The organism is Achromobacter sp. D10, from assembly GCF_035282245.1.
Classification (GTDB): domain Bacteria; phylum Pseudomonadota; class Gammaproteobacteria; order Burkholderiales; family Burkholderiaceae_B; genus Achromobacter; species Achromobacter insolitus.
Genome location: NZ_JAYJLE010000011.1, coordinates 101,488 through 123,915 on the forward strand (window position 1 = coordinate 101,488; position 22,428 = coordinate 123,915).

Sequence of the window (22,428 nt, forward strand, 5' to 3'; positions counted from 1 at the left end):
TTGCGAATCAAATCGTCCCATCTCATGGCCTGCCCCCTTCCGAATGTCGGTGAACTTGAGAGCACCCATTCTAAAGCGCTGGGGGCTGACGACAGCAGCTTGCCTGGACACATCGCGCACATCCCAGGCGACACCATGACCCCGCCGGCGCCAGACGCCATTCCCATTGGCCCGGTGGACTGCTGACATGGCCGCCTTCGACTTCCTCATTCTTGCGCTGGTGCTGGCTGTGCTGGCGCTGGGCAACTGGCCGCCGACGATATGAGCACCGCTATTTCTATCCTGATCTTGGTCGCGTCCTTCACGTGGCTGCTGATGCTGATAACTGGCTGCTGCGTAGTGGGCTGGCTGCTGTGGCGCCGCCGCGGCATGCGGAAGTGGATAGCAGATTTCGAACGCGGCCTGGAGCGCGAAGAACGCGCGCGGGTCAATTTTCAGCGCCGCCACCGGTTCAGACCGTAGGCGGATAGCGGTGTGCACGCGCCCGGGTAGCTCCCGCAAGCCGGACTCCTCCACCCGGCCCGGCGCTGTGCCTTTTTTTGTGGAGTGTTGGAGGCAAAATGCCCGAGCAATTCCTTTTCGACTTCGCCGAACTCGATGGCGGTCGTCTGTCTGTTTATCTTCGGACCCATGAAGACAGGGAACCCTGGATCGTTGTTCGCGACGAGCAACGCCGCCCAGTGCTGGATTTCAGCGCCGCAGCATTGTTCCGGATCCAGATCGCCGGCGAGCAGGTGCGCCAATGCATCGGTGACGGCCCCGAGATTGCCACGCTGTCCGGCAGTCGGGCGTATCAAGCCGCTGAATTGGCCCTTGAGAAGCTCGCCGATTCCCGTAAAGGGGTGTTCCAGGTCGTCTGGGTACCTCACGGTTCTGCGCCGTTTTGAGAGACGCGAATGGCAACTGATGCGCGTCTTGCCGTGGGCTTGGCCACGCACCCGAAGACCAAGAAGCTGGTTCGCCGCCTGGGCGGGGAGGGCGCGTGGCGCCTGGTCTGCCTCTTCCTCTGGTGTGCCGCCAATAGGCCCAATGGGAATCTGGCGGGCCTATCCGATGAGGACATCGAGCTTGCCGTCGACTGGACCGGGGGCGAGGGAGAACTCGTCGCCACGTTGTGCGATGTCGGCTTTCTGGATGGCGATGAATTCCGCCGGACGCTGCACGATTGGGAGGAGCACAACCCGTGGGTAGCCGGCTCCGAGGCGCGAAGCGATAAGGCGCGTTGGGCTGCCCTATGCAAGAAGCATGGCCGAAATGAGGCCGCTCGTCGCATGCCAGAGTATGCCGAACGCATCGGGGTGGCAGGCGGCAAGCATGCACCGGAGTGCCCGGCGCACACTGTTAGCGCGGATCCCGCAGTGCTAGAAAGTGCTAGTAGCACACCTGTAGCAGCGCCAGATAGTGCCAGCAGCATGCCACTAGCGGAATCTAGCACTGCCCCGTCTCTGTCTCCGTCTCCGTCTCCAAATACAAAAGATAAAACCACTTCGTCGGCTGGCGCCGACCTGCCAGCCCGTTTCTCGGAGTTCTGGGCAGCTTGGCCGAACACCGACCGCAAGGTGGCGAAGGCAAAGTGCGCGGAGAAATGGCGCAAGGCCAGGCTGGGCGAAGAGGCTGATTCCATCCTGGCGCACATCCGCCAGGAAAAGGCGAACAACCGGCAATGGCTTGACGGCTTTGAGCCAGCACCGCTGACGTACCTGAACCAGCGCCGCTGGGGGGATCGCTCCCTCGCGGGAGATAGCACCGCACCGGGCGAAGAGGCCGATGCATGGGACGTGCTTGCCGCATTGCGCAGCAGGTTTCCCGGCGCCGAAGTCAAGCTGCTTGGCGACGGTCGCTACCGGGTCGGAAATCGCTTTTTCGGTCCCGACGGCAACCCGGAGCCAGTCCTGTGAAGACCTTCAACGACTTTGGCATCGATCTGCGTGGCCGTACTGGCGTGGAGTTGAAGACCACATGCCCCAAATGCTCGCCGTCGCGTCGGAAAAAGAACTATCCCTGCCTGTCCGTCAACACCGAGAAGGGCCTGTGGAACTGCCATCACTGCGGCTGGGGTGGATCCTTGGGTCACGGCGAAGAGCGCCGGCCCGAGGCCCCGAAGATCTACCGCAAGCCGGAGTATGTGCTAAATCGCACCGACCTGCCCCAGGCAGTCGTGGACTACTTCGCGGGTCGAGGCATCAGCCAGGGCACGCTACTGCGCAACTGCATCGGCTACGGCTCGCAATACTTCCCCCAGGTCGAGGAAGAGCGCACTTGCGTCATGTTCCCGTACCTGGACGGCGACGAGGTGATCAACGTCAAGTACCGCACCGGCGACAAGATGTTCCGGCTGGTGTCGGGGGCGAAACGGGTGTTGTACGGCCTGAACGACGTCGACGCGGTGCTGATCTGGGTCGAAGGTGAAATGGACAAGCTGTCGGTGGAAGAGGGCGGCTTCAAGAATTGCGTTTCGGTGCCCGACGGTGCGCCCACGCCGGACACGAAGAACTACGACAGCAAATTCGATTTCCTGGATTGCGAGCAGTTGGCCAACGTTCGCGAGCACATCATCGCCGTGGACGACGATGCCCCGGGCCGTCGCCTGCAAGATGAACTCATCCGCCGTCTTGGCCGTGACAAGTGCTTGATCGTGACTTGGCCGAGCGGCTGCAAAGATGCCAATGACGTGCTGATCAAGCTCGGGCCTGATGCCTTGCAAAAGTGCATCGAAGATGCGCAGCCGGTGCCGATCGAGGGTACGTACTCGGTGATGGACTTCCGCTCGGAGATTCTGCGCCGCTACGAAGGCGAGACGAGGCGCGGAGTATCCACGGGCTGGGAGTGCATGGACGGGCATTACACCGTGTTGGAGGGCGAATGGACTTTGGTGACAGGCATCCCCGGGCACGGCAAGTCCGAATGGCTCGATGCGCTGGCCGTCCACCTTGCGCAGCATCATGGCTGGAATTTCGGGGTTTTCTCGCCTGAGAACTTTCCGGCCGACTATCACAGCGAGAAGCTGATGGAAAAGTACATCGGCAAGGCGTTCGCCGCCGGCCAGAATGAGCGCATGGATGTGGCTGAGTTGGATATGGCCATGGATTTCCTCGCCGACCACTTCACTTTCATGATGCCCGAGTCGCCGAGTTTGGACGCCCTACTGGAGCAGGCCAGTAGATTGGTGACTCGCAAGGGCATCCGGGGATTGATCATGGACCCGTGGAACGAGATCGAGCACGGGCGAGCCGCAGGCCAAACGGAGACCGACTACATCTCGTTGGCCCTGTCCAAGATTCGGAAGTTCTGCTGGGCACATGGGGTCCACGCCTGGGTGGTGGCCCACCCCGCCAAGCTCTACAAGGACAAGGATTCTGGCGACTACCCCATCCCTACGCCGTATGACGTCTCGGGGTCTGCCCACTGGCGCAATAAGGCTGACAACTGCATCACGGTGTACCGGCACGTCAAGGACGAGAACAAGCCAGTCGAAATCCACGTGCAGAAGATCCGCAAGAAGTTTGTCGGGCGCGTGGGTATGGTCGAACTGCACTATGACCGGGTGACAGGCCGATATCAGGATTACGCGCACTTCACGCGTGCGCCTATCTATTCAATGCAAAAGCGAGAGGCGGCTTAATGGCAACCCGTGCTGTTCGAGTGTCGGCGGAGAAGAAACTCGCCGGGCGCATTCCCAAGGCTCCCAGCGCGCTGGAGGAGCGCTTCGCGCGTGACTTGCGCGCTTTGAAGGTGCTTGAGGCGCAGCGCGAGTACCGGTTCGCGCCCCCGCGCATGTGGCGCTTTGATTTTGCTTGGCCCGAACAGCGGTTCGCGGTCGAGATTGAAGGCGGAGTTTGGACGAACGGGCGCCACACCAGGGGCTCCGGTTTCGTCGCTGACACCGAGAAGTACAACGCCGCGGCCCTTGCGGGCTGGAAGGTGTTGCGCTTTACCGAGAAGTCCGTCCGAGACGGCTCTGCGGTTGAGCTGGTCGCGCAAGTGTTGCGCGTCCCTCCCTACAACCCTGGAATCGTTTGAGGAACTGATCATGCTCGATCAACAAACTGAAGAAGTCTGGACCGAACTATCGCACCAGCTGCCCGCTGTCGCACAGAGAAACGCAGGTTTCGAGCGACCGCGTGCGCTCGACAGCGCGCGCCCCGCCGCATACGGGTGCCAGTGCTGGCGGTGCCAAGGCGGTTGGATCGCCCTGGCCGACCGGCCGGTATTGGACAAGATCCTGGCTAAGCACCTGATGCGCATGAGCGAGTCCGAGCGGGGCGAATGGATGGTCAACTGGGCGGCACAGCCCAAGCATCGGAAGGTGGATCAGGACCAGCTGAACGCCTGGCTGCGCATTGTTGGCGGCAGCGATGAGCCGGCGCCCGTGTATCCGGTCTACTCGGTTCCGGGGGCGGCATGACGGAGCGGACGACACCATTTCCCCGCCTTGCGGTGGCGCTGGCCTACGCCTTCAGCGACGAGCGGCACACCACCAGCCGGCCAGCGATGGCCCGCGCCGCGGACGCGCGGCTGGGTGAGCCTGGGCCGCTGGCCGGCATCGATGGCGCCGCCGAGATTGCCAAGCTCAGGCAATTTTTGGAGCGTGGCCTGAATCCGCTGCACCTAGCGGTGCTGTATGCCCGCTACGGCCAGCGCAAGGCCTACTGCAAGTGCTGCGGTAGCGAGGGGGACCACCCGGACTGGTCGGGGGCGCTCCATCGCATTGCGGGGGCGCTGGGTGCGTATCTTTCGATGCGGACCGCCCATAGCGCACTGCTGTATGCCTTGGTGCGCCGTCATTACGACACGGGCGGAATGCGAACGCTCCAGTCTCTGGCCGATGAATACGGGTGCAAGGTCCGCAGCGTAGAGCGGGCGAGCGCTAGGGCAGGGGACTGGCTGCGGGGCACCCGGGAGAAGAAGGGCGCGGAACCAATCTACGGCGTCGAGCAGGCCGCACACTCTGCAGCGGAGAAACTGCTGCGGGAGGCCGGATTCATCCCGTAGGGTGTTCCTCGTGTTAAAACGAGCCCGCAGGATTAATTGCCATTCCACGGAGTCTGAAAGATGAAAATGTACGAGGTCGAGGTTTCCATCACGGACGGAAATATTTACATCACGCAGCAAGACAACACCAAGGACGAGCCAAATGCTGTGCTGATCACATCGGATCAAGCAGACATGGTTGCTGAGTGGATCAAGGACGCGGCCGCCTCTTTGCGGAAGTCGGAGAATATTCGCCCGCTGTAGTCTTGACTATGCGGAAGTTCGCCGCCATAATCAGCGATAACGGATTTCCTCAGAAGTCCGCCCCAAGAAACCCGCCACGCGAAAGCCGGCGGGTTTTTGCTTTGTGCGATGCCTGAGTGGCCGAAAAGGTGGCTCCAAGATTGCGCAAAGCCTGTTGGGTACAGCGTGGACTCTCGCTACACTTGGAAAAGTTCAAGAGGAAAGGTTCCAGAGTTATGGCGCAGCGGCTGCTGTACTCCGAGTTGTCAGCTAAAGATAGGAAAGTGATAGATCGAGTCATTCGATCTCACGACTACCTCAGGGGGCCAACAGTGAAGCGGGAGCTTTCTGAGCTTGGAATCGAAATCCCGCTTTGGACCCTGTATCGCCGAATGGTTCAGTTGCGGGATATGGATGCTGCGGCGCCTATGGAGTCCGGCGCCATAGTGCAAATCATTGACCGAAAGATGGGCACGATGAAAATCATTGAGGTTGATGTGGCTGCCTCGCGTGTGGAGACCGCCGTGCTTCGCTTGGAGCGTCACGCGAAAGCTGGAAGGTAGCGATTCGATGTACGCATGCCAGAGCCGGGCAAGCCAAACCCGCCACGCGAAAGCCGACGGGTTTTTGCATTTTGCGGGCGTTGGCGCGCTAACTAAATGTGCCGCGTGGATGGCATTGGCAAGCCCTCTGCTGCTGCGAGCTTTTCCATAGCGACCTCCAAGATGGCACGTGCCTGGCCTGCGGCTCGCTGCAAATCGCTGTGCAACTGAGCATCGTCCGCACTGCGAGATGCACATTGGGCGCTGTAGCGTTCAAAGCTTCCCACCATCATCAAAAGGTCCGCCAGATGTTTTGGGCATTCACAAGCCAAGCCACTGCCGGACGCCATGATGGTAAGAAGTGCACTCTCGTCAAACCGGATGTCGGGCATTGGGTACTGTTGGTGTGGAGGAAGACGTTCTCCTGTAAGGGCTGACTGGCACAAGAGCACGAGCTCGTTTACATCGGCTGGAACGCGCGCCACTAAGCAGTCCAGGGCGCGGAGGGCTCGAATAGTCGCGCTGGCGCAGAAGCGATAGAGAACTACAACAGCGACTGCGCCCCAAATATTCTTGACTTTAGCGATCAGCGGGACCGCACTGTCGTGCAATTCTGATTGCTCGATGACTAGAACCTCCACGCCGGCATTTGGCGGCTCCTGCACTGCTTGCTCAAGCTGAGAGCAGCTGTATTCCAGCACCAGATCCGCTTTATCGCGTGCGCTGCCAGAAATGCGCTTCGCAAGGTTGCTGCCAATTACCCCGATTCGAATTGGTCCGACTGTATCAGGTTGCGTGTAGCCAGCATTAGCGAGCTCTTGAAGTTGGCTATCAGGCATCAGGGCGAGCACGCCAATAGCATGTCCCTGATCCACCAATTGCTTCAACATGCTCAATTTGCGGACCTGTTCTGCGGAATACAAGCGTTGTCCTCGCTCGGAGCGCTCAGTATTGGAAAGGTTGTACCTGCGCTCCCAAACACGCAGTGTTTCTGGGGAAAGTCCCGCCAGACGGGCGGCCGCGCCGCTGCGATAGGTCACGTGCTGCTGTTCTGAAGAAGTCTGATGTCCCATATCTACGTTACCCTTTGTTGACCCGATATTGACCCGCTTTGTTTGTATTTTAGCGGGTCATTTTGTGGACTGTAGAGGTTTTGACGCGTAAATTCATCTCCAAGCGGTTCAAGTAACTCACTCGATACCGCGTACCGGGGGGCACCGACTTCATTGTGCAGCCCCCTCATCAATTCAAGGAGTCGATTATGAAGCGCGTCCTGACCACCCTAACGTTCGCTCTGGCACTTGGCACTGCGCAAGCTGCCGACATCGTGGATACAGCGAAGTCTGCGGGTTCCTTCAATACGTTGGTTACTGCGGTACAAGCCGCGGGACTGGTCGACACACTCAAGGGGCCTGGTCCGTTCACCGTGTTTGCGCCGACCGATGACGCATTCGCCAAGATTCCCAAAGACAAACTCGACGCACTGCTGAAAGATAAAGCGGCATTGACCAAGGTTCTTACTTACCATGTCGTGCCCGGAAAAGTGATGGCCAAGGACATCAAGGCGGGCCCAGTGAAGACTGTCGAAGGCGATTCGTTGACAGTGGCTGTGAATGGGGGGCAAGTTAGTGTCGACAATGCCAAGGTAGTGAAGGCGGACGTGGCAGCGGACAACGGAGTGATTCACGTAATCGACACGGTTGTGATGCCCAAGTGACGCGCTTCTAGCTTTGGTGGTCATTGCCCCGAACTCCGCAGCTGTATGTCGGAGCCCGTCAAGCTAAGCGGTAAGCCGTATTTGTGTCCCTGAACGCTGGTTGTTTTTTGCCCTGTGCGAGAAATCGCACGGGGCCTTTTTATTTCCCCTCCCGCTACCGAGGGCCGCACGCCGGGCATGGCGTGTGGGGGTTGGGTCATCGCGCCGGGCGGTGTGCAGTAGGTAGCACCCGGCACCAATTCAAAGAGGTCAACTATGGCACGAGTTCCCGAAAGCACGCCGCCAGCGCCGCCGCCCAGGCTGCGCCAGAAACCGCGCTATGCCATCTCGCATCATGGTGGGCGCACGTCAGTAGAGGTGGACGGTGTACCCGTTCGCCATTTGGTTGCCGTGAATGTGGAATTCGAACAGCAGGCCTTGCCCAGGTTGGACCTGACCTTGTCTCCACTGGGTGGCGTAATCGCCTTGGATGACGCGCAGCTCGCAGTCGATGTGGTGGACCTGCCGGAGCCGGTAGCGCGGGCGCTGTATGAGCATTTGCGCGCCAAGTATCAGCGGGTCCATGATGACGCGGCGCTGCTGCACCCGCGCGAGAAGAAGTAGGAGCACGGCCAATGTACGGCAAGACCGGCAGGATCCGGCAGCGAGGTGGCAGTGCATTCGCGCACCTGTATGGTACGGCGCGCTGGCAGCGGACGCGTAAGGCGCAACTGGACCGCGAGCCTTTGTGCTTGTTCTGCGAGCGGCGCGGCCTGGTGGTCCTGGCCAGCGTGTGCAACCACGCCAACGGGCACCCTGCGGGCGAGACCGAACAGCAGTTCTGGGAAGGCCCATTCAACAGCCTTTGCGCTGACTGCCACAACTCCGATCAGGCCAGGCTTGAGCGCGGAGCGAAGCAGATACGGGGATGCGACGAGGGCGGCTGGCCTGTGCCGTGATTGGGGGTGTAGCCGCCTTTTCCCGGCTCTAGAGCGCGCCCAGAGCCGCGGAAATGCGGCCGCAGAGGCATCGCCCCCCCGGGGGGGGGGCAAAAACATAGGGGCGGCGTCGGCCTAGACCGACCGTTCCCGAAAACACGCGCATCCACAATTCGCCGGACGACCCTAAACGCTCCGGCTTTGATCAACAAATGAGCAGATAAATGGCCCGTTCCCGACTTCCTGTCGACAAGGCTGCGGTGTCCGGCGCAGCAGTGAAAAATCCTGGCCGGCACGCCGGTCGGACCAAGCCGAAAGGCACTCGTCCGCTTGGAGTTCCCTACAAACAGATGACCGCCACGCAGAAGAAGGCGTGGAAGGATTTCGCTGCGGAGATGCCGTGGCTGAACTCCTCGCACCGGGTGCTACTGCGACTCGCCTGCATATGGGTGGCTCGGATGGATGATCCGGACGCTGAGTTCGGCGTGTCGGCAACCCAAGCCCTGAGTTCGATTCTTTCCAAGTTGGGGGCGACCCCGGTAGACGAATCCAAGGTAGCGCATGACCCAGGCGGAGACGAAGACCCGGACGAGGCGTTCTTCAAGCGAAAGTGATCGAACCAAGGCGTACGCCGAGGCGGTCGTAGCTGGAGAGATAGTGGCCGGGCCGCACGTGCGTAATGCGTGCAGGCGCCACCTTCTTGACCTGGAAAGAGGGCACGAACGCGGCCTGTACTTTGACCAGGACGCCGCGGACTACGCATTCCGGTTTTTCGAAGGCGTTCTGCGGCTGTCCGAAGGTCAGTTCGACGGCCGGAAGTTCGAGCTGCAGCCGTCGCAGGCATTCATAGTGGGATCGCTCTTCGGCTGGATGCAGGAGGATGGCACGCGCCGATTCCGGCGGGCCTATGTCGAGCAGGGAAAGGGCAACGGAAAGAGCCCGCTGGCCGGCGGCCTTGGGCTGCTCGGCATGACTGCTGACGACGAGGCCGGCGCGCAGATCTATTCCGCCGCGGCGAAGAAGGACCAGGCGGGCATTCTGTTCGCCGATGCCGTCAAGATGGTCAAGCAGTCGCCGGCGCTAGCTAAGCGCGTGGCGTTCTCGGGAGGCGAGGGCCGAGAATTCAACATGGCGCACCACGCCAGCGGCAGCTTCTTCCGGCCGGTGTCGCGTGACACGGGTCGCACCGGATCTGGGCCGCGTCCGTACTTCGTTCTGGTGGACGAGGTGCACGAGCTGCCCGACCGCAAGATTATCGAAATGCTGGAGCGTGGCTTCAAGTTTCGCCGCGCGCCGTTGCTGTTCATGATCACCAATTCTGGCAGCGACCGCACGTCGGTGTGCTGGGAAGAGCATGAGCATGCTGTGAAGGTGGCCGCCGGCCATACCGAAGCGGTGAACGATCCTACATTTGTCGGCAGCGTCATTGATGACCGCACGTTCAGCTACGTGTGTGCATTGGATGAAGGTGACGATCCGCTGGAGGATCCATCCTGCTGGATCAAGGCCAATCCGCTGTTGGGAGTGACTATCTCCGAATCGTATCTGGCTGACGTGGTAGCGCAGGCAAAGGCGTTGCCCGGCGCGCTGAACGGAATTTTGCGTCTGCACTTCTGTGTGTGGACTGATGCGGAGACGGCCTGGATGACGCGCAGCACCCTTGAACCGGCCCTGGCCGACTTCGATTTGGCAGATCATCACGGCGCCAACATTTTCCTTGGCCTGGATCTGTCGCAGACCCGAGATATCACGGCGCTTGGCGCAGTCGTGAAAACAGGTTCCGTCGATGTCGAAGTGGAAGTAGACGGCGAACGCATGGTCATCGGCAAGCCGACCTACGATGCTTGGGTTGAGGCTTGGACGCCAGGAGATACCGTGGCTGCCCGCGAACTACGTGACAAGCTGCCATACGCGGTCTGGATCCGCCAGGGGCACCTGCATGCACCAATGGGGCAGACGGTCAGCTATCGCCATGTAGCACAGACGCTTGCCGAATACGACAGAGATTTCGTGGTGCGTCTGGTGGCCTACGACCGCTACGCCTTCAAGAAATTCGAGGAAGACGTGGCGGCGCTGGGTCTATCGATTCCCTTCGCGGAGCATCCGCAGGGCGGTTTGAAGAAGGGTAAGCCGCTGGAGGCGGCGGTGAAGGCCGCCGAGCAAGCCGGTCGGGAGCCGCCGGAGGGCATGTGGATGCCAGGTTCGGTGCGGATCCTGGAAGAGGCGCTGCTGGAAGGGCGCATACGCATCCGCAATAACCCGGTGCTGGTATCCGCAATGATGTCGGCGGTAGCTGAGCAGGATAAATGGGGAAACCACTGGCTATCCAAGCTGCGTTCGGTCAACAAGATCGATGCGGCGGTGGCTCTCGCGATGGCCTTGGGCGCCGCGAATGCACTTGTGGAGGATACCGCCGGACTGGATGACTACCTTGAAAACGGATTTTTTGGGCTGATCGGGTAATGACTACATTTCGTTGGTACAACCCGCTGACCTGGCGCATGTTCGGCTACACGGACCCGAAAACGGGCGATTACGTGGAAGTGGATATGTCTGTCGGAGGGAAGCGGACGCAATCCGGCGAGCGGATCACGCCCAAAAAGGCGATGACGGTTCCAATCATCTGGACTTGCGCCAAGATCTTGAGCGAGTCGGTGGGCGGTCTTCCGGCCCCACTGTATGTCGAGGGGACGGGTTTGAAGGCCGCGGGCGAGACCGCGGCAGTGCGGCGCGCGCTGCGCCTGCTGCGTAAGCCCAATCCGTATATGACGCGGCTGACATTCCTAAAAACAGCCGTCGTCAACATGGCGTTGGTCGGCAATTCGTACAACCTCATTGAGCGCAATGCTCAAGGGGATTGGCTGGGACTTACCCCCTTGCCGTGGGATGCGGTCGAGATCGATACCGAGACGGCCGACCTTCTGTACTGGGTCACGCTCAAGGGGCAGCGGTTCCCGGTTTCACCCGAGAACATGTTGCATTTCAAGCTATTCAGCGCGGACGGCATCTGCGGCCTGTCGCCGGTGGAGTTTCAGGCGGAGTCCATGGGCCTGGCCAAAGCGGGACAAAACTGGTCAGCCCGCTTCATGCGCAAGGGCGGATTCACCGGCGGGTACGTGATCTACGAGCAGTTCCTCACGAAGGAACAGCAGGCGCAGGTGATGGCACGTTTCCCGGACGTACGTCAGGGCGATGCCGCCGATATCGGCAAGATGGCAGTCCTGCAAGGGAATCCCAAGATCGTGCCGGCGGGGCTCAGCCAGAAGGACAGCCAGTTCATTGAATCGCAGCAGTTCCAAGAGGAGGCCCTGGCTGGAATCTGGGGCGTGCCGCTATGGCTCGCGAATCGCGCCAGCAAGACTTCGATCATGGGGTCGAACCTGGAACAGCAAAAAGGCGCATTCGTCACATTCGGCCTCAAGCCATACATCGATGCCATTGAGGACGAGATCAACGAAAAGTTGCTTTCCAAGTTGGGTCTGTTTCTGGAATTCGTGGTCGAGGGGTTGCTGCGGGCAGATAGCTCGGGGCGTGCCCAGTACTACCAGGCGGCACTGGGCGGCTCGAACGGCTCTGGCTGGATGTCCGTCAATGAGGTCCGGTGCAAAGAGAACTTGGAGCCTCTCGTCGGTGATGAATACAACCGGGTCACCCGGTGGGAGATGAGTGCAAATGCTCAGCAAACTTGAATGCCCGTTTGAAGTCAAGGCAGTAGATGATCAGGGCAACTTCGAAGGGTACGCCTCGGTTTTCAACAATGTGGACCTCGGTGACGACATCATCCTTCCGGGGGCGTTCATCAAGGTCAAGACCACCCGCGCGGGCCAGCTCAAGCTGGCCCTTTTTCATGACCTGCGCAAGCTCGTCGGCACGGCGGATTTCACCCAGGATTCGCACGGCCTGCACCTCAAGGGCCGAGTGAATCTGAACGTCAGCTACGCAAAAGACGCCTATGAACTGATGCGCGATGGAGGTCCCCTCGACTCCATGTCGATCGGATTCAACACCATCACCGCGGCCTACGAAGAACGCTCGGGCCGCACCGTCCGGGTGATCAAGGAAGCGGAATTGTGGGAAGCCTCCCTCGTGCCGTTCGGCATGAATCCAGAAGCGCAGATCATCAGTGTGAAGTCGGATATCCGGCTTTTTGAATCCGCCCTGCGTGATCGCATGGGCCTTTCCCAAAAGGAGGCGGCAGCCGTCGCCTCCCTCGGCTTTCCCGCCATCCGCCGCGACGGCGCGCCGGCGGCCACGGAGATCGTGGACGAGCTGAAGTCTCTCTCTCAAACCTTTCAAGACATATTTGGAGCGTCGAAATGACCGATGTGAAAGAACTGCGTGATTCGCTGGAAAAGCAGCTGAAGGACGGCTTCGCCAGCCTTCAGCAAAAGTACGACAAGGCGTCGGAATCCATCCAGAAGGGGGAATCCGTCACGGCCGAACTGAAGAGCGCCATCGAGAACCAGAAGGGCGAACTGCAAAAGATCGTCGACAAGGTTCTGGAAATGGAAGAAAAGGGCGTGCAGCTGCGCGGCCGCCAGCCCGAAAAGAAGGGCTTCATCGACTTCGTGAAGGATCACGGCGAATACAAGGCCCTGCGCGAGAACGGCAAGGCTGCCGCCGAGATCGAGGTTTCCAAGGGCGACCTGGCCGCCATGCAGGAAACCAAGGTCACCAGCGCCGGCTTGGTCGTGCCTCAGTTCGACCCCACCATCCAGGCCAACCCTCGCCAGGAACTGCGCATCCGCGACCTGATTCCCTCGGTGCCCGTGACCGGCCAGAGCTACACCTATTTCAAGGAACTGCTGCACACCCGCGGTGCTGCGCCGGTAGGCGAAGGCGCGACCAAGCCGCAAAGCAACGTCACCTTCGAACAGAAGACGGACCTGGTCAAGAAGATCGCAGTCTGGATCCCGGTGTCCGATGAGGCCCTGGACGACGTGCCGCAACTGTTCGGCTACCTCCAGCAGCTGCTGCGCTACGACCTGAAGCTGGAAGAAGAAGAACAGATCCTCAAGGGCGACGGCACGGGCAACAACCTGCCCGGCATCATGACCCAGGCCACCGCGTTCAGCGCCTCGCTGTCCAAGGCCGGCGACACGTCGATCGACACGGTGCGCCGAGCCATCTATCAGGTGCGCAAGCAGGCCAAGCTGGCAGCCGATGCCACGGTCATGACCGAACTGGACTGGATGGACATCGAACTGCAGAAGGATTCGCAGAATCGTTACCTGTTCGCCAACCTGCAGGGCTTCGTGACCCCGATCCTGTGGGGCCGTCCGGTCATCACGTCCGACAGCATGGACGAAGGCAACGGGACGGACACCGGTGGCGAATTCCTGGTCGGCAACTTCCAGCGCGGCGCGACCATCTATGACCGCATGTCCTTCCTGTTCAAGGTGGGCATGATCAATGACGACTTCATCAAGAACCAGCGCGCGCTGCTGGTGGAAGAACGTCTGGGCCTGGCGGTGCGTCGCAACTACGCCTTCGTGAAGGGCCGCTTCGCGGCCTAAGCCACTACCGGCGGGGGGGCGCACTCAGTGTGGCCCCCGCCGCGGATCTATGGAGAGAACATGAAAATCAAGGCACTGTGGGGCTTTCGTGGAGATCCCGCGAAACTCGGCAAAGGCGATGGCCGCGTCCGCGCCGGCGAAATCTTCGACTACGTGAACCCCGAGTATGGCCATGCGCTGGTCGGCAAGGGTTTGGTCGAAGAACTGGACGGTGGCAAGGTTTCGCCGCAGGCGTCCGACCGCATGACACCCGCGCAGCTGAAGAAGGCGTTGACCGAGAAGAACATCGCCATCCCCGAAGGCGCGACCAAAGAGCAACTGGTGGCCCTGCTCGTCGGCGCGGAGGCGCAGTAATGGATATGGACCAGGTGAAGGCGCACCTTCGCCTGGATCCGGGGTTCACTGATGACGATGCGCTCATTCAGGGCTACATCGACGGCGCTGTGGCGCACGTGGAGCAGCACTGCGACAGGAAGATCGTCACGGGGGATCCCTCCGGGCCCGGCGAGATGGCAATGACCAAGGACGTCGAGCAGGCTGTCCTGCTGCTGGTGGGCCATTGGTACTCCAACCGCGAAGGCGTTGTGGTCGGTGCGGTGGCGAACCAGGTGCAGCTTGGCGTCGAACGGCTCCTCTGGTACCGCAAACAGTTCTAAGGGAGGCACCATGCTCCAAGCAGGAAGCTTGAACTGCCGCATCGTCATCTTTCGACGCGACAAGGTGCGGTCCCCTGGTGGGCAGGTCGTTGACGAATGGGTGGAGCACGCTCGCGTCTGGGCGAATGTGGCGAAGCTGACGGGGCTGGGAACGATCAAAGCAGAAGGCGATGTGTCGCTTGTGAAGGCGAGCTATCGCGTCCGGTACCGGCGCGACGTGACCGCGGCGATGCGGCTGGCCCACGATGGCGCGATTTACGACATTAAGGCGGTCCTTCCCGATCACGCACGGCGGGAGTACGTGGACCTAGTGTGTCAGTCCATTCCAGGCGAGACGGCATGAAAATTTCCACCACGATGACGGGCGACATAGAAGGCAGTCTGATGGCGCTGGCCGAATCGCTGGAGCAGCGTGTCGTGCGGCCGGCGGCGCATGCGGGGGCGCTGGTCTTCTACGACCGCGCCCGAGAACTGGCGCCGCTGTATGTCGGCCCGGAAAAAAAGGGGATTAAGCCAGGGCAGTTGAGGGGGGCGATCTACCGAGTGTTCTCGGAAGATCGCTCATCCGACGACCTGAAGGTTTACCAAATCAGCTGGAACCATACCAAGGCCCCTCACGGCTACTGGATGGAGTACGGCAACAGCCGGCACGGTCCTAAGGCCTTTATCCGGCCAGCTTTCGATTTCTACGAAAGAGCGCTGGACGCCTCTCGCATGCGGGCGCGCGAACTGACGGCGGAAATCATCGCGGAGCATTCCCATGGTTGAAGAAGACATTTTCGCGGTACTGGGGCCGCTCGTGAGCGACGAGGTATATCCGGGAGTTGCGCCGCCCGAGGCAAAGTCGCCTCGGATCACGTACCACTGGATAGGCGGGAAGCCGCTGAACTTCCTGGCGGGCGTTCCCGACAAGCGCAATGGCCGGTTGCAGGTTGATGTCTGGGCAAAGCTGGACACCGAGGCGGCCAGGCTCATCCGCCTGGCGGAAGACGCCATCCGTCTGGATCCGCGTCTGCTCGGAATGTCGGAGTCGGGCGCGCAATCCGATCACGAGCCCGACACGGGCCTCTACGCACGCAAACAGACTTTTTCCATCTGGTTCAAAGACTAGCCCGCCCTGGGCTTTCAACACAGCCGCCTCCGGGCGGCTTTTTCTTTTTCAGGAGGCCCAAATGGGCGTGAAACTTCCCAACGGCGCAATCTTCTCGGTTGCGAAGACCTATGCCGCGGTTGCTGGGGTGACTGCGGTGACCAACGCGGTACCGGCGGTTGTGACGGCGGCAGGCCATGGCGCGGCTGATGGTGACATCGTTGAAATGGTGTCCGGCTGGACGGCGCTTGATGGCCGTGTCGCTCGAGCTGATGCCGTGGCGGCCGATAGCCTCGCACTGGAAGGCATCGACACGACGGACACCAAGCGCTATCCCGCTGGCACGGGCGGCGGCAGTGTGCGGCGCGTCATCGACTGGACCCAGATTTCGCAGGTGATGGAGTCGGCGAGCCAGGGCGGCGAACAGCAGTTCTACAACTACTCCTTCCTGGAAGATACCGGCGACGAGCGCCAGATTCCGACCACCCGTAGCGCGCGGTCGATCACCCTCACGATTGCCGACGACGACACGCTGCCGCACTACGCGGTTCTGAAGGCCGCAAACGACGACCGCGAACCGCGCGCGATCCGGTTCCAGCTGCCCAACGGCTCGGTCATTTACTTCCGCGCATATGTCTCGTTCAGCGAGATGCCCACTACCACCAAGAACGAAGCCATGACGCTCCAGGTCACCCTGGCGCTGACCGGCGCCCCGACCCGCTACGCGGCGTAAGGACCAGCTATGTCGAAACAGACCAATGAGCAAGTTTTTTCCCTGGACGCGCCGAAGACTTTTTCGGCCGTCGTAGACATTCCGCGTCCTGGCGCGGAGCCCGCGCCTTTGCGACTGGTATTCCGTCATCTGACCGGCGAGGGGCTGAACGCCTGGCTCACCGGCTCCAAGGAAGCGAAAAGCGATGCCGAATGGCTGGCGGGCATCGTCGAGGGTTGGGAGGGGGTGAGCGCAGAGTTTTCCGTCGACGCGCTGGCGAAGCTGGTCAACAACTACCACGCGCCGGCCGTCACCGCCATCGTGGACAAGTACCTGGCCGAATTGACGGAGGTGCGGCGGGGAAACTGATCGCGGCGGCCCAGCGGCGGTATTGGCGTCCGCCGCCGCCAGAGGAGTACGCGTGGCTGGGATTGACGCTCCAGGACATCGAGCCGGTGCCGATAGCGCTGCTGCCGGAAAACCGCCTGCCGTTTGATGTGTTCTGCGCCTTGGACACGCAGTGGCGTGTAGGCCCTAGCGGGGCATCCGGTTTGGACTACGGCGTACTGCCTACCGTGTTGCGGCTTCTGGGCGTCAAGCGGTCGCAATGGCCGGAAGTGTGGGACTCGGTGCGCGTGATGGAGCGCGCTGCCCTGGAAGAAATGCACAAGGATTGACATGTCAGACGTTGTAGGCAAAGCCACCCTGGAATTTGGTGCGGACAACAGTGGCGTCAAATCCGCGGTGCAGGAGGTCGGCCGCGAGGTTAGCGGCATGGCGTCCGTCGCTGCCGCTGCTGCTGTTAAGGCGTCGGGCAGTCTCAAGGGCATCGGAGTGGCGGGCGAGGGGGCCGCGCAGAAGCTGAGTTCGGCGCAGCAGCGTGCGCGGCAGTCGTTGGAGCGCTTGGCGAACACCTTGGGCCGCTCTCGCGCGGAGGTGGCCGAGTATCGCGCGCAGGCGGCAGGGCTGCCGCGGGATGTGTATGAGCCACTGGTGGCCAAGATCCGCGAAGCGGAAGCGGCGATGGGCGGCCTTAGTGCCGGTCAGCGTGCCGTGGCGGCTAGTGGGGCCCAGGCAGCTCAGTCGGAGGCTCAGACGGCCGCGCGATACCGGGATATCGGCCAGGCCGCAGTGGAGCGCGCCGCCGCTTTGCAGCGCCAGGTCGAACACGCTCGCGCTGCGGCTGTCGCCGAGCGGGAACTGTCGGCCGCCACATCTGGGGCGCCGCGTGGCCACGGGGCGGGCGCCCTCGCCGGCCAGAATCGCGGCTTCCAGGAACTTACCCGCGATATCAATGAGGTCAATGCCGCGTTGGCCGCTATTGAGCGCGGAGCGGGCTCGCAGGCCGCGATCCAGGCCCAGACCGACAAGCTGGTGTCCCTTTGGAACCAGGGCCGAATCACGGCGGAACAGTATGGCGCCGCCGTGAAGCGCTTGGACGCCTCGGAAGCTGCCTTGGCGCGTTCCAGTGCCCAGGCTGCGGCACAGGGCGATAGATTCATCGCGGGCTTGCGTGAGCAAGCGGAAACCGCCGGCATGACGGCCCGGCAGCTGCTGGAGTACCGCGCCGCTCAGCTGGGCGTGGGCGACCGCGCAGGCCCGTTGATTGCGCGGCTTGCGCAGGTCAACAAGGACCTGGACGGCACCGGCATTTCCGCCCGCCAAACGGCTGCCGCTATGCGGATGGTGCCGGCGCAGATGACCGACATCGCGACCCAACTGGCAGGCGGACAAAATCCGTTCCTGATCATGATCCAGCAGGGTGGCCAGCTGAAAGACAGTTTCGGTGGGCTCGTCCCGATGTTCCGGGCGTTGCTGGGAATGGTTACGCCATTCTCGCTCGCCGTGGGTGGAGTGGGGGCGGCGCTGGCTCTAATGGGCACAGCGTTCTACAAGGGGTCGAGCGAGGTCCGAGATTACGGCAATTCGCTGATCCTTACGGGCAACTACGCGGGACAGACCGCGCAGAGCCTCGTTGACATGTCCCGGCGCGTCGGCGAGGCTCGCAGCACGGTCGGCCGTTCGGCTGACGTGTTGAACCGGTTGGTAGCCTCGGGCCGTGTGGCTGGCAGTTCGTTGGAAATGGTGGCCAGCTCCATCGTCAATATGAGCGAGACAGGCGCCCGGTCAGTGGATGACCTGGTGGCCGAATTCATGCGCTTGGGCGAAAGCCCGAGCCAAGCGGTCGCCAAGATCAACGAGTCCATGCATTTTCTGGACGCTGCCACCTATGACCGTATCCGGGCGCTGGAGCAACAAGGGCAGAAGGAGCAGGCGGTTGCGCTGGCCCAGGCAACTTTGGCCGACGCGACCAACCGGGCTGCCGACCGCGTGCGTGCCAGCGCCGGTACGCTGGAGCGCGGTTGGCACAGCCTGGGCCTGGCCGCGCGCCAGGCTTGGGACGCGATGCTTAACGTTGGCCGACCCACGCCCATAGGCGAATTGCGCAAGCAGCTTGCCGAGCTGGAGCGCCAGGCGGAAGGTCTTCAGAATAACCAGGGCTTCCATACAACCGATGGGGGCGCCGCAGTCGGCGCAGGCAGGAATCGCTCCGCGCAGCAGTTGAAGCGACTGCAAGCTGATATCGCGCTCCGAAGGCTGGAGCTTGAGCGCCAGGAGAGGGCCGAGGCGGTCGCGCGCGGCGAAGCGCTGCGTGGCCATGCCATGCAGGAGGAGATCGCTGCGGGCGACCGTCTGCGCGAATTGATGAAGTCGACCCGTGATCGCGCGCAGATCCGTGCCGACGAGATCAAGCAGATGCAGGACGACGCCAAAAAGGCGAATTGGTCCGCTCAGCAGATAGCCGAGGCCGAGAAGCGCATCAACGAAAAGTACAAGGACCCGAAGGGAGCCGGGGGCGCGTACAAGGACGATGCGGCTACGCGCCGGCTGGCGCAGCTGCGGGAGCAAGAAGCCTCATTGGCCGCGCAGTTGGCCGGAGAGCGAAAGCTGACCGACGCCGGGAAGGCGCGCGCCCAGTTTGAGCAGGAGATTGCCGACCTCAAGGGTAAGTCGATCCTGACGGCTGAACAGCGGAGTCTGCTGGCGAATCAGGACGCTATTCGAGCCCAGTTGGAGAAGAACGAGGGCCTGGCGAAAGAGCTTGTTGCAAAGCAGGAGATAGTCAGGCTGGAGGAACGTTCGGCTCAGATTCAGCAGGCCATGGCGTCCGCTGGAGAGTCGCGCCGCGAGCAGTATGAACGGCAGTTGTCTACGGTTGGTATGGGCCAGCAGGCCCGTGAACGAGCCGAGGCGGAGCGGTCTGTTCGTCAGGAGTTTCGGCGCTACGAAGACCAATTGGCGAAGGCGACGCCCAAGGATCAGCTTGGTTCCGAGCAGTACCGCGAGGCGCAGTTGAAAATCCGCGAAGCCCTACAGGGTGCGCTGGAGGATCAGCGGGCCTACTACGCGCAACTCGATTCTCTGAACGGCAATTGGCGGGCAGGGTACTCGGAAGCGTGGGCGGACTATCAGGATCAGGTTCGTAACGTTGCCCAGCAGTCGCAAAGCGTGTTTGCCAATGCATTTAAAGGGATGGAAGACGCGCTGGTGAACTTCGCAATGACTGGCAAGCTCAAGTTTCGGGAGTTCGCATCGTCCGTCATCGCCGACCTCGCGCGGATCGCTGCGCGCCAGGCAGTGATCGGCTTGGTAGGCAGCTTAGTTGGTGCGCTGGGCGGCGGATTTTCTTCGGCCAAGGTCGGCGGCTCAATGACTGGCAACTTGTCAGGCATGAGCGGGAGTACATGGAACGCAGGGACAGCTGTCCTTGGCGGGCGTGCTATTGGCGGCCCAGTATCCGCCCGCGGGATGTACGAAATCAATGAACGGGGCCGCCCTGAAACGCTGAACTCCGGGGGCAAGCAGTTCCTGCTGATGGGATCACAGTCCGGATTCGTATCGCCGTTGGCTCCGGTATCGGCGGGATCCTCCGCAGGCGGGGAGGGTGTGGCGCCCGTAATCAATGTGAGTGTGACGGTCGCTAGCGACGGTCGAGACTCCAGCGTATCCAGCAATGAAGATATGGGCAGGTCCCTAGGCGATGCCATCGCGGCAACGGTACGGGACCAGATCCATCAGTCCTGGCGCCCTGGTGGGCTGTCCCACAAGCATGCAACCGCGTTGGCTGCCCGGAGGTAATGCATGGCCTTTCAAACATTCACGTGGCGTGTCGTTGGAGACGCGATGGGCACATACACGCCTGCCATCCTCTCTGCGCAGTTCGGGGATGGACTGGAGGCAACGGCGCTTGATGGCCCGCGCCTTCAGGCGCTACGCACTCGCTGGCCGATTACTGTGGTTGGAAGCAGAGACGAGGTGCAGCGCGTCCATGACTTCCTCGCGGACAACATGGCACGCCGATTCATCTGGACCGACCCATTTACCGGCAAGCGGCGCCTCTGGCGCTGTAAGTCTTGGTCGGCCGCCCACAAGGGTGGCCCTACCTGGACTCTGGCCGGCGAGTTCGCCTATGCCGGAGAGCTTCCGGCTTAATCATCCTGGCGCCACTCTTACCGGTGGGCGCCAGCCCCATTCTGGAGCTTTCAATGTCCAAACTCTATGCGCAGGTACAGAAACTTGACGTTGGAGAGCTGGTAGACCTGTACGAAATCGACCTGACGCCGCTGGGCGGCGAGTTGCTGCTGTTCCACGGCTATATGCAGATCGGGCCTATCCTCTTCGCGGGCAAGGAGTACCAAGCCTGGCCAATCGTTATTGAGGGCGTCGAGCAAACGTCCGAAGGTCCCCAACCATCCCCCACGCTGGCTGTGTCCAATATTGGCTCGGACGTGAACGGCGATGCGCTACCTGGCATCGTGTCGGCGCTCTGTATCCAGTATCAAGACATGGTTGGCGCATTCGTCACCATGCGCCGCACGCTGGGGCGCTTCCTGGACGCCGCCAATTTCCCCCAGGGGAACCCTGAAGCTGACCCCTCGCAGCAGTATCCCGCGCAGCGCTGGCGCATCGAGCAGAAGCTGTCTGAAGACAGCAGCGTGGTTACCCTGCAACTCGCCAACGCATTGGACGCTGAGGGGCGGCGCATCCCGGACCTAACGGTCCAGGTGAGCGTGTGCGCCTGGACGCGCAAGGGCGGTTATCGCGGCCCGTACTGTGGCTATGCGGGCGCAGCCATGTTCGACATGGATGACAACCCGACCACCGACCCTGCTAAAGACAAATGCCCCGGCCTGCTCAGCTCCTGCCGCCTTCGTCAGTCCGGATTCCTGGATGGTGTGCTCAATTTTATGGCCTGCCCAGCGGCAGATCGGATTACCTCATGATCACCAAGATAGCCCTTCGTGCCATGCGCGCCCACGCCGAGGCTGAGTACCCGAAGGAAGCCTGCGGATTCCTTGTGCGCGGCGTTGACATGGAAGTCACGTACCGCCCGGCGAAGAATGTCAGTCCTACGCCTGAAGCCAAATTCGAGGTGGACCCGCTTGAAGCCTTCGCCGTGGAGGGCGAGGGCGAGGTTTTGGCCATTGTCCATTCGCACCCTGAAGGCCCTGATGGTCCATCAACCGCTGACCGCGTGGCATGCGACATGGGGTCGATCCCGTGGTACATCGTGCCGGTTTACCTGCGTGGCGGCTCGCCGCGCGCCGATGCTGCAATCGGCATTGCCCCGTCAGAGACGCGCGCACCGCTCATGGTGCGCCCCTTCGTGCACGGCGTCTTGGACTGCTACACGCTAGTGCGGGACTGGTTCAAGCGTGAGCGTGGTGTTGAGCTGCCAGACCACCCGCGCTCTGACGAATGGTGGTTAAAGGGCGGAAACCTCTACGTGGATAACCTGGCCGCTGACGGCTGGCGCGTGTTGGATGAGAGCGAAGCGCTCAAGCCGGGAGACATGATCCTCATGCAGATCGGCTCGCCCGTCCCGAACCACGCCGCTCTCTACTTGGACGATGAGCAGCTGTCCGAAGGGGGATATATGCATCCCATGAAGGGCGCCATGATCCACCACATGCATGGTCGCCCGTCCGAGCGCGCCCTTTACGGCGGAATGTACAAGTACTGCACGGCGCTAGTTGCGCGGCATAAATCGCAGGAGTAACGC

General features: G+C 61.6%; 29 protein-coding genes. 28 read left to right on the forward strand and 1 reads right to left on the reverse strand.

Annotation, left to right across the window (positions count from 1 at the left end; genetic code table 11):
- The first annotated feature begins 261 nt into the window (after positions 1-261).
- The 8 genes from VCS63_RS23470 to VCS63_RS23505 all read left to right on the forward strand — a co-directional run bounded on the left by VCS63_RS23470 (position 262) and on the right by VCS63_RS23505 (position 5,235).
- The gene (locus VCS63_RS23470) at positions 262-462 is read left to right on the forward strand and encodes a hypothetical protein (protein ID WP_323881110.1); all 201 of its coding nucleotides are present in this window, start codon (positions 262-264) and stop codon (positions 460-462) included.
- A gap of 98 nt (positions 463-560) precedes the next feature.
- Complete coding sequence (locus VCS63_RS23475; RefSeq protein WP_323881111.1) at positions 561-887, forward strand: hypothetical protein; 327 nt, start codon at positions 561-563, stop codon at positions 885-887.
- A gap of 9 nt (positions 888-896) precedes the next feature.
- Entirely contained in the window at positions 897-1,898 is a 1,002-nt protein-coding gene (locus VCS63_RS23480; protein ID WP_323881112.1) for a hypothetical protein, read from the forward strand.
- Positions 1,895-3,622 carry a toprim domain-containing protein gene (locus tag VCS63_RS23485; protein ID WP_323881113.1) on the forward strand — a complete coding sequence of 576 codons (1,728 nt, stop codon included), beginning with the start codon at positions 1,895-1,897 and terminating at the stop codon, positions 3,620-3,622. Before VCS63_RS23480 ends, VCS63_RS23485 begins: the two co-directional genes overlap by 4 nt.
- Entirely contained in the window at positions 3,622-4,020 is a 399-nt protein-coding gene (locus tag VCS63_RS23490) for a hypothetical protein (RefSeq protein WP_323881114.1), read from the forward strand. Before VCS63_RS23485 ends, VCS63_RS23490 begins: the two co-directional genes overlap by 1 nt.
- 10 nt (positions 4,021-4,030) lie before the next feature.
- Positions 4,031-4,405, forward strand: coding sequence for a hypothetical protein (locus tag VCS63_RS23495; RefSeq protein WP_323881115.1), 375 nt, complete (start codon positions 4,031-4,033; stop codon positions 4,403-4,405).
- Positions 4,402-4,992 (forward strand): hypothetical protein, encoded by a 591-nt coding sequence (locus tag VCS63_RS23500; protein ID WP_323881116.1) that lies wholly within the window; start codon positions 4,402-4,404, stop codon positions 4,990-4,992. The genes VCS63_RS23495 and VCS63_RS23500 overlap by 4 nt, the downstream gene beginning before the upstream one ends.
- Positions 4,993-5,052: 60 nt before the next feature.
- Complete coding sequence (locus VCS63_RS23505; RefSeq protein WP_323881117.1) at positions 5,053-5,235, forward strand: hypothetical protein; 183 nt, start codon at positions 5,053-5,055, stop codon at positions 5,233-5,235.
- A 634-nt stretch (positions 5,236-5,869) separates the two neighbouring features.
- Here the strand turns inward: VCS63_RS23505 and VCS63_RS23510 are convergent.
- Positions 5,870-6,829, reverse strand: coding sequence for a MerR family transcriptional regulator (locus VCS63_RS23510; RefSeq protein WP_323881118.1), 960 nt, complete (start codon positions 6,827-6,829; stop codon positions 5,870-5,872).
- A gap of 188 nt (positions 6,830-7,017) precedes the next feature.
- Here VCS63_RS23510 and VCS63_RS23515 point away from each other — a divergent pair, with 188 nt between their 5' ends.
- From VCS63_RS23515 to VCS63_RS23605, 20 genes are all read left to right on the forward strand, one after another.
- Positions 7,018-7,473, forward strand: a complete 456-nt coding sequence (locus VCS63_RS23515) for a fasciclin domain-containing protein (RefSeq protein ID WP_323881119.1) — start codon at positions 7,018-7,020, stop codon at positions 7,471-7,473.
- A 255-nt stretch (positions 7,474-7,728) separates the two neighbouring features.
- Entirely contained in the window at positions 7,729-8,076 is a 348-nt protein-coding gene (locus VCS63_RS23520) for a hypothetical protein (protein ID WP_323881120.1), read from the forward strand.
- An 11-nt stretch (positions 8,077-8,087) separates the two neighbouring features.
- The gene (locus VCS63_RS23525; RefSeq protein ID WP_323881121.1) at positions 8,088-8,411 is read left to right on the forward strand and encodes a hypothetical protein; all 324 of its coding nucleotides are present in this window, start codon (positions 8,088-8,090) and stop codon (positions 8,409-8,411) included.
- A gap of 203 nt (positions 8,412-8,614) precedes the next feature.
- Complete coding sequence (locus tag VCS63_RS23530; RefSeq protein WP_323881122.1) at positions 8,615-9,004, forward strand: hypothetical protein; 390 nt, start codon at positions 8,615-8,617, stop codon at positions 9,002-9,004.
- Positions 9,005-9,047: 43 nt separating this feature from the next.
- Positions 9,048-10,853 carry a terminase large subunit gene (locus VCS63_RS23535; protein ID WP_323881123.1) on the forward strand — a complete coding sequence of 602 codons (1,806 nt, stop codon included), beginning with the start codon at positions 9,048-9,050 and terminating at the stop codon, positions 10,851-10,853.
- On the forward strand, positions 10,853-12,079 hold the full coding sequence (locus tag VCS63_RS23540) for a phage portal protein (RefSeq protein WP_323881124.1): 1,227 nt from the start codon (positions 10,853-10,855) through the stop codon (positions 12,077-12,079). Before VCS63_RS23535 ends, VCS63_RS23540 begins: the two co-directional genes overlap by 1 nt.
- Entirely contained in the window at positions 12,063-12,710 is a 648-nt protein-coding gene (locus tag VCS63_RS23545; RefSeq protein ID WP_323881125.1) for an HK97 family phage prohead protease, read from the forward strand. The genes VCS63_RS23540 and VCS63_RS23545 overlap by 17 nt, the downstream gene beginning before the upstream one ends.
- Positions 12,707-13,906 carry a phage major capsid protein gene (locus tag VCS63_RS23550; protein WP_323881126.1) on the forward strand — a complete coding sequence of 400 codons (1,200 nt, stop codon included), beginning with the start codon at positions 12,707-12,709 and terminating at the stop codon, positions 13,904-13,906. Before VCS63_RS23545 ends, VCS63_RS23550 begins: the two co-directional genes overlap by 4 nt.
- A gap of 60 nt (positions 13,907-13,966) precedes the next feature.
- Positions 13,967-14,260 (forward strand): hypothetical protein, encoded by a 294-nt coding sequence (locus VCS63_RS23555; protein ID WP_323881127.1) that lies wholly within the window; start codon positions 13,967-13,969, stop codon positions 14,258-14,260.
- The gene (locus tag VCS63_RS23560) at positions 14,260-14,562 is read left to right on the forward strand and encodes a head-tail connector protein (RefSeq protein WP_323881128.1); all 303 of its coding nucleotides are present in this window, start codon (positions 14,260-14,262) and stop codon (positions 14,560-14,562) included. Before VCS63_RS23555 ends, VCS63_RS23560 begins: the two co-directional genes overlap by 1 nt.
- A gap of 10 nt (positions 14,563-14,572) precedes the next feature.
- Complete coding sequence (locus VCS63_RS23565) at positions 14,573-14,905, forward strand: phage head closure protein (RefSeq protein ID WP_323881129.1); 333 nt, start codon at positions 14,573-14,575, stop codon at positions 14,903-14,905.
- On the forward strand, positions 14,902-15,330 hold the full coding sequence (locus tag VCS63_RS23570; protein WP_323881130.1) for an HK97 gp10 family phage protein: 429 nt from the start codon (positions 14,902-14,904) through the stop codon (positions 15,328-15,330). The genes VCS63_RS23565 and VCS63_RS23570 overlap by 4 nt, the downstream gene beginning before the upstream one ends.
- Entirely contained in the window at positions 15,323-15,673 is a 351-nt protein-coding gene (locus VCS63_RS23575) for a DUF3168 domain-containing protein (RefSeq protein WP_323881131.1), read from the forward strand. The genes VCS63_RS23570 and VCS63_RS23575 overlap by 8 nt, the downstream gene beginning before the upstream one ends.
- 61 nt (positions 15,674-15,734) lie before the next feature.
- Entirely contained in the window at positions 15,735-16,385 is a 651-nt protein-coding gene (locus VCS63_RS23580; RefSeq protein ID WP_323881132.1) for a phage tail protein, read from the forward strand.
- A 9-nt stretch (positions 16,386-16,394) separates the two neighbouring features.
- Positions 16,395-16,733 carry a phage tail assembly chaperone gene (locus VCS63_RS23585; protein ID WP_323881133.1) on the forward strand — a complete coding sequence of 113 codons (339 nt, stop codon included), beginning with the start codon at positions 16,395-16,397 and terminating at the stop codon, positions 16,731-16,733.
- Positions 16,734-16,795: 62 nt separating this feature from the next.
- Positions 16,796-17,041 (forward strand): DUF1799 domain-containing protein, encoded by a 246-nt coding sequence (locus VCS63_RS23590; protein ID WP_323881134.1) that lies wholly within the window; start codon positions 16,796-16,798, stop codon positions 17,039-17,041.
- 1 nt (position 17,042) lies between these two features.
- The gene (locus tag VCS63_RS23595; RefSeq protein ID WP_323881135.1) at positions 17,043-20,504 is read left to right on the forward strand and encodes a phage tail tape measure protein; all 3,462 of its coding nucleotides are present in this window, start codon (positions 17,043-17,045) and stop codon (positions 20,502-20,504) included.
- Positions 20,505-20,507: 3 nt separating this feature from the next.
- Positions 20,508-20,858: a phage tail protein gene (locus tag VCS63_RS29775; protein ID WP_416379208.1), complete on the forward strand. Its 351-nt coding sequence runs from the start codon at positions 20,508-20,510 to the stop codon at positions 20,856-20,858.
- A 53-nt stretch (positions 20,859-20,911) separates the two neighbouring features.
- On the forward strand, positions 20,912-21,649 hold the full coding sequence (locus VCS63_RS23600; RefSeq protein WP_323881136.1) for a phage minor tail protein L: 738 nt from the start codon (positions 20,912-20,914) through the stop codon (positions 21,647-21,649).
- The gene (locus VCS63_RS23605) at positions 21,646-22,425 is read left to right on the forward strand and encodes a C40 family peptidase (RefSeq protein ID WP_323881137.1); all 780 of its coding nucleotides are present in this window, start codon (positions 21,646-21,648) and stop codon (positions 22,423-22,425) included. The genes VCS63_RS23600 and VCS63_RS23605 overlap by 4 nt, the downstream gene beginning before the upstream one ends.
- The last annotated feature ends 3 nt before the right edge of the window (positions 22,426-22,428 follow it).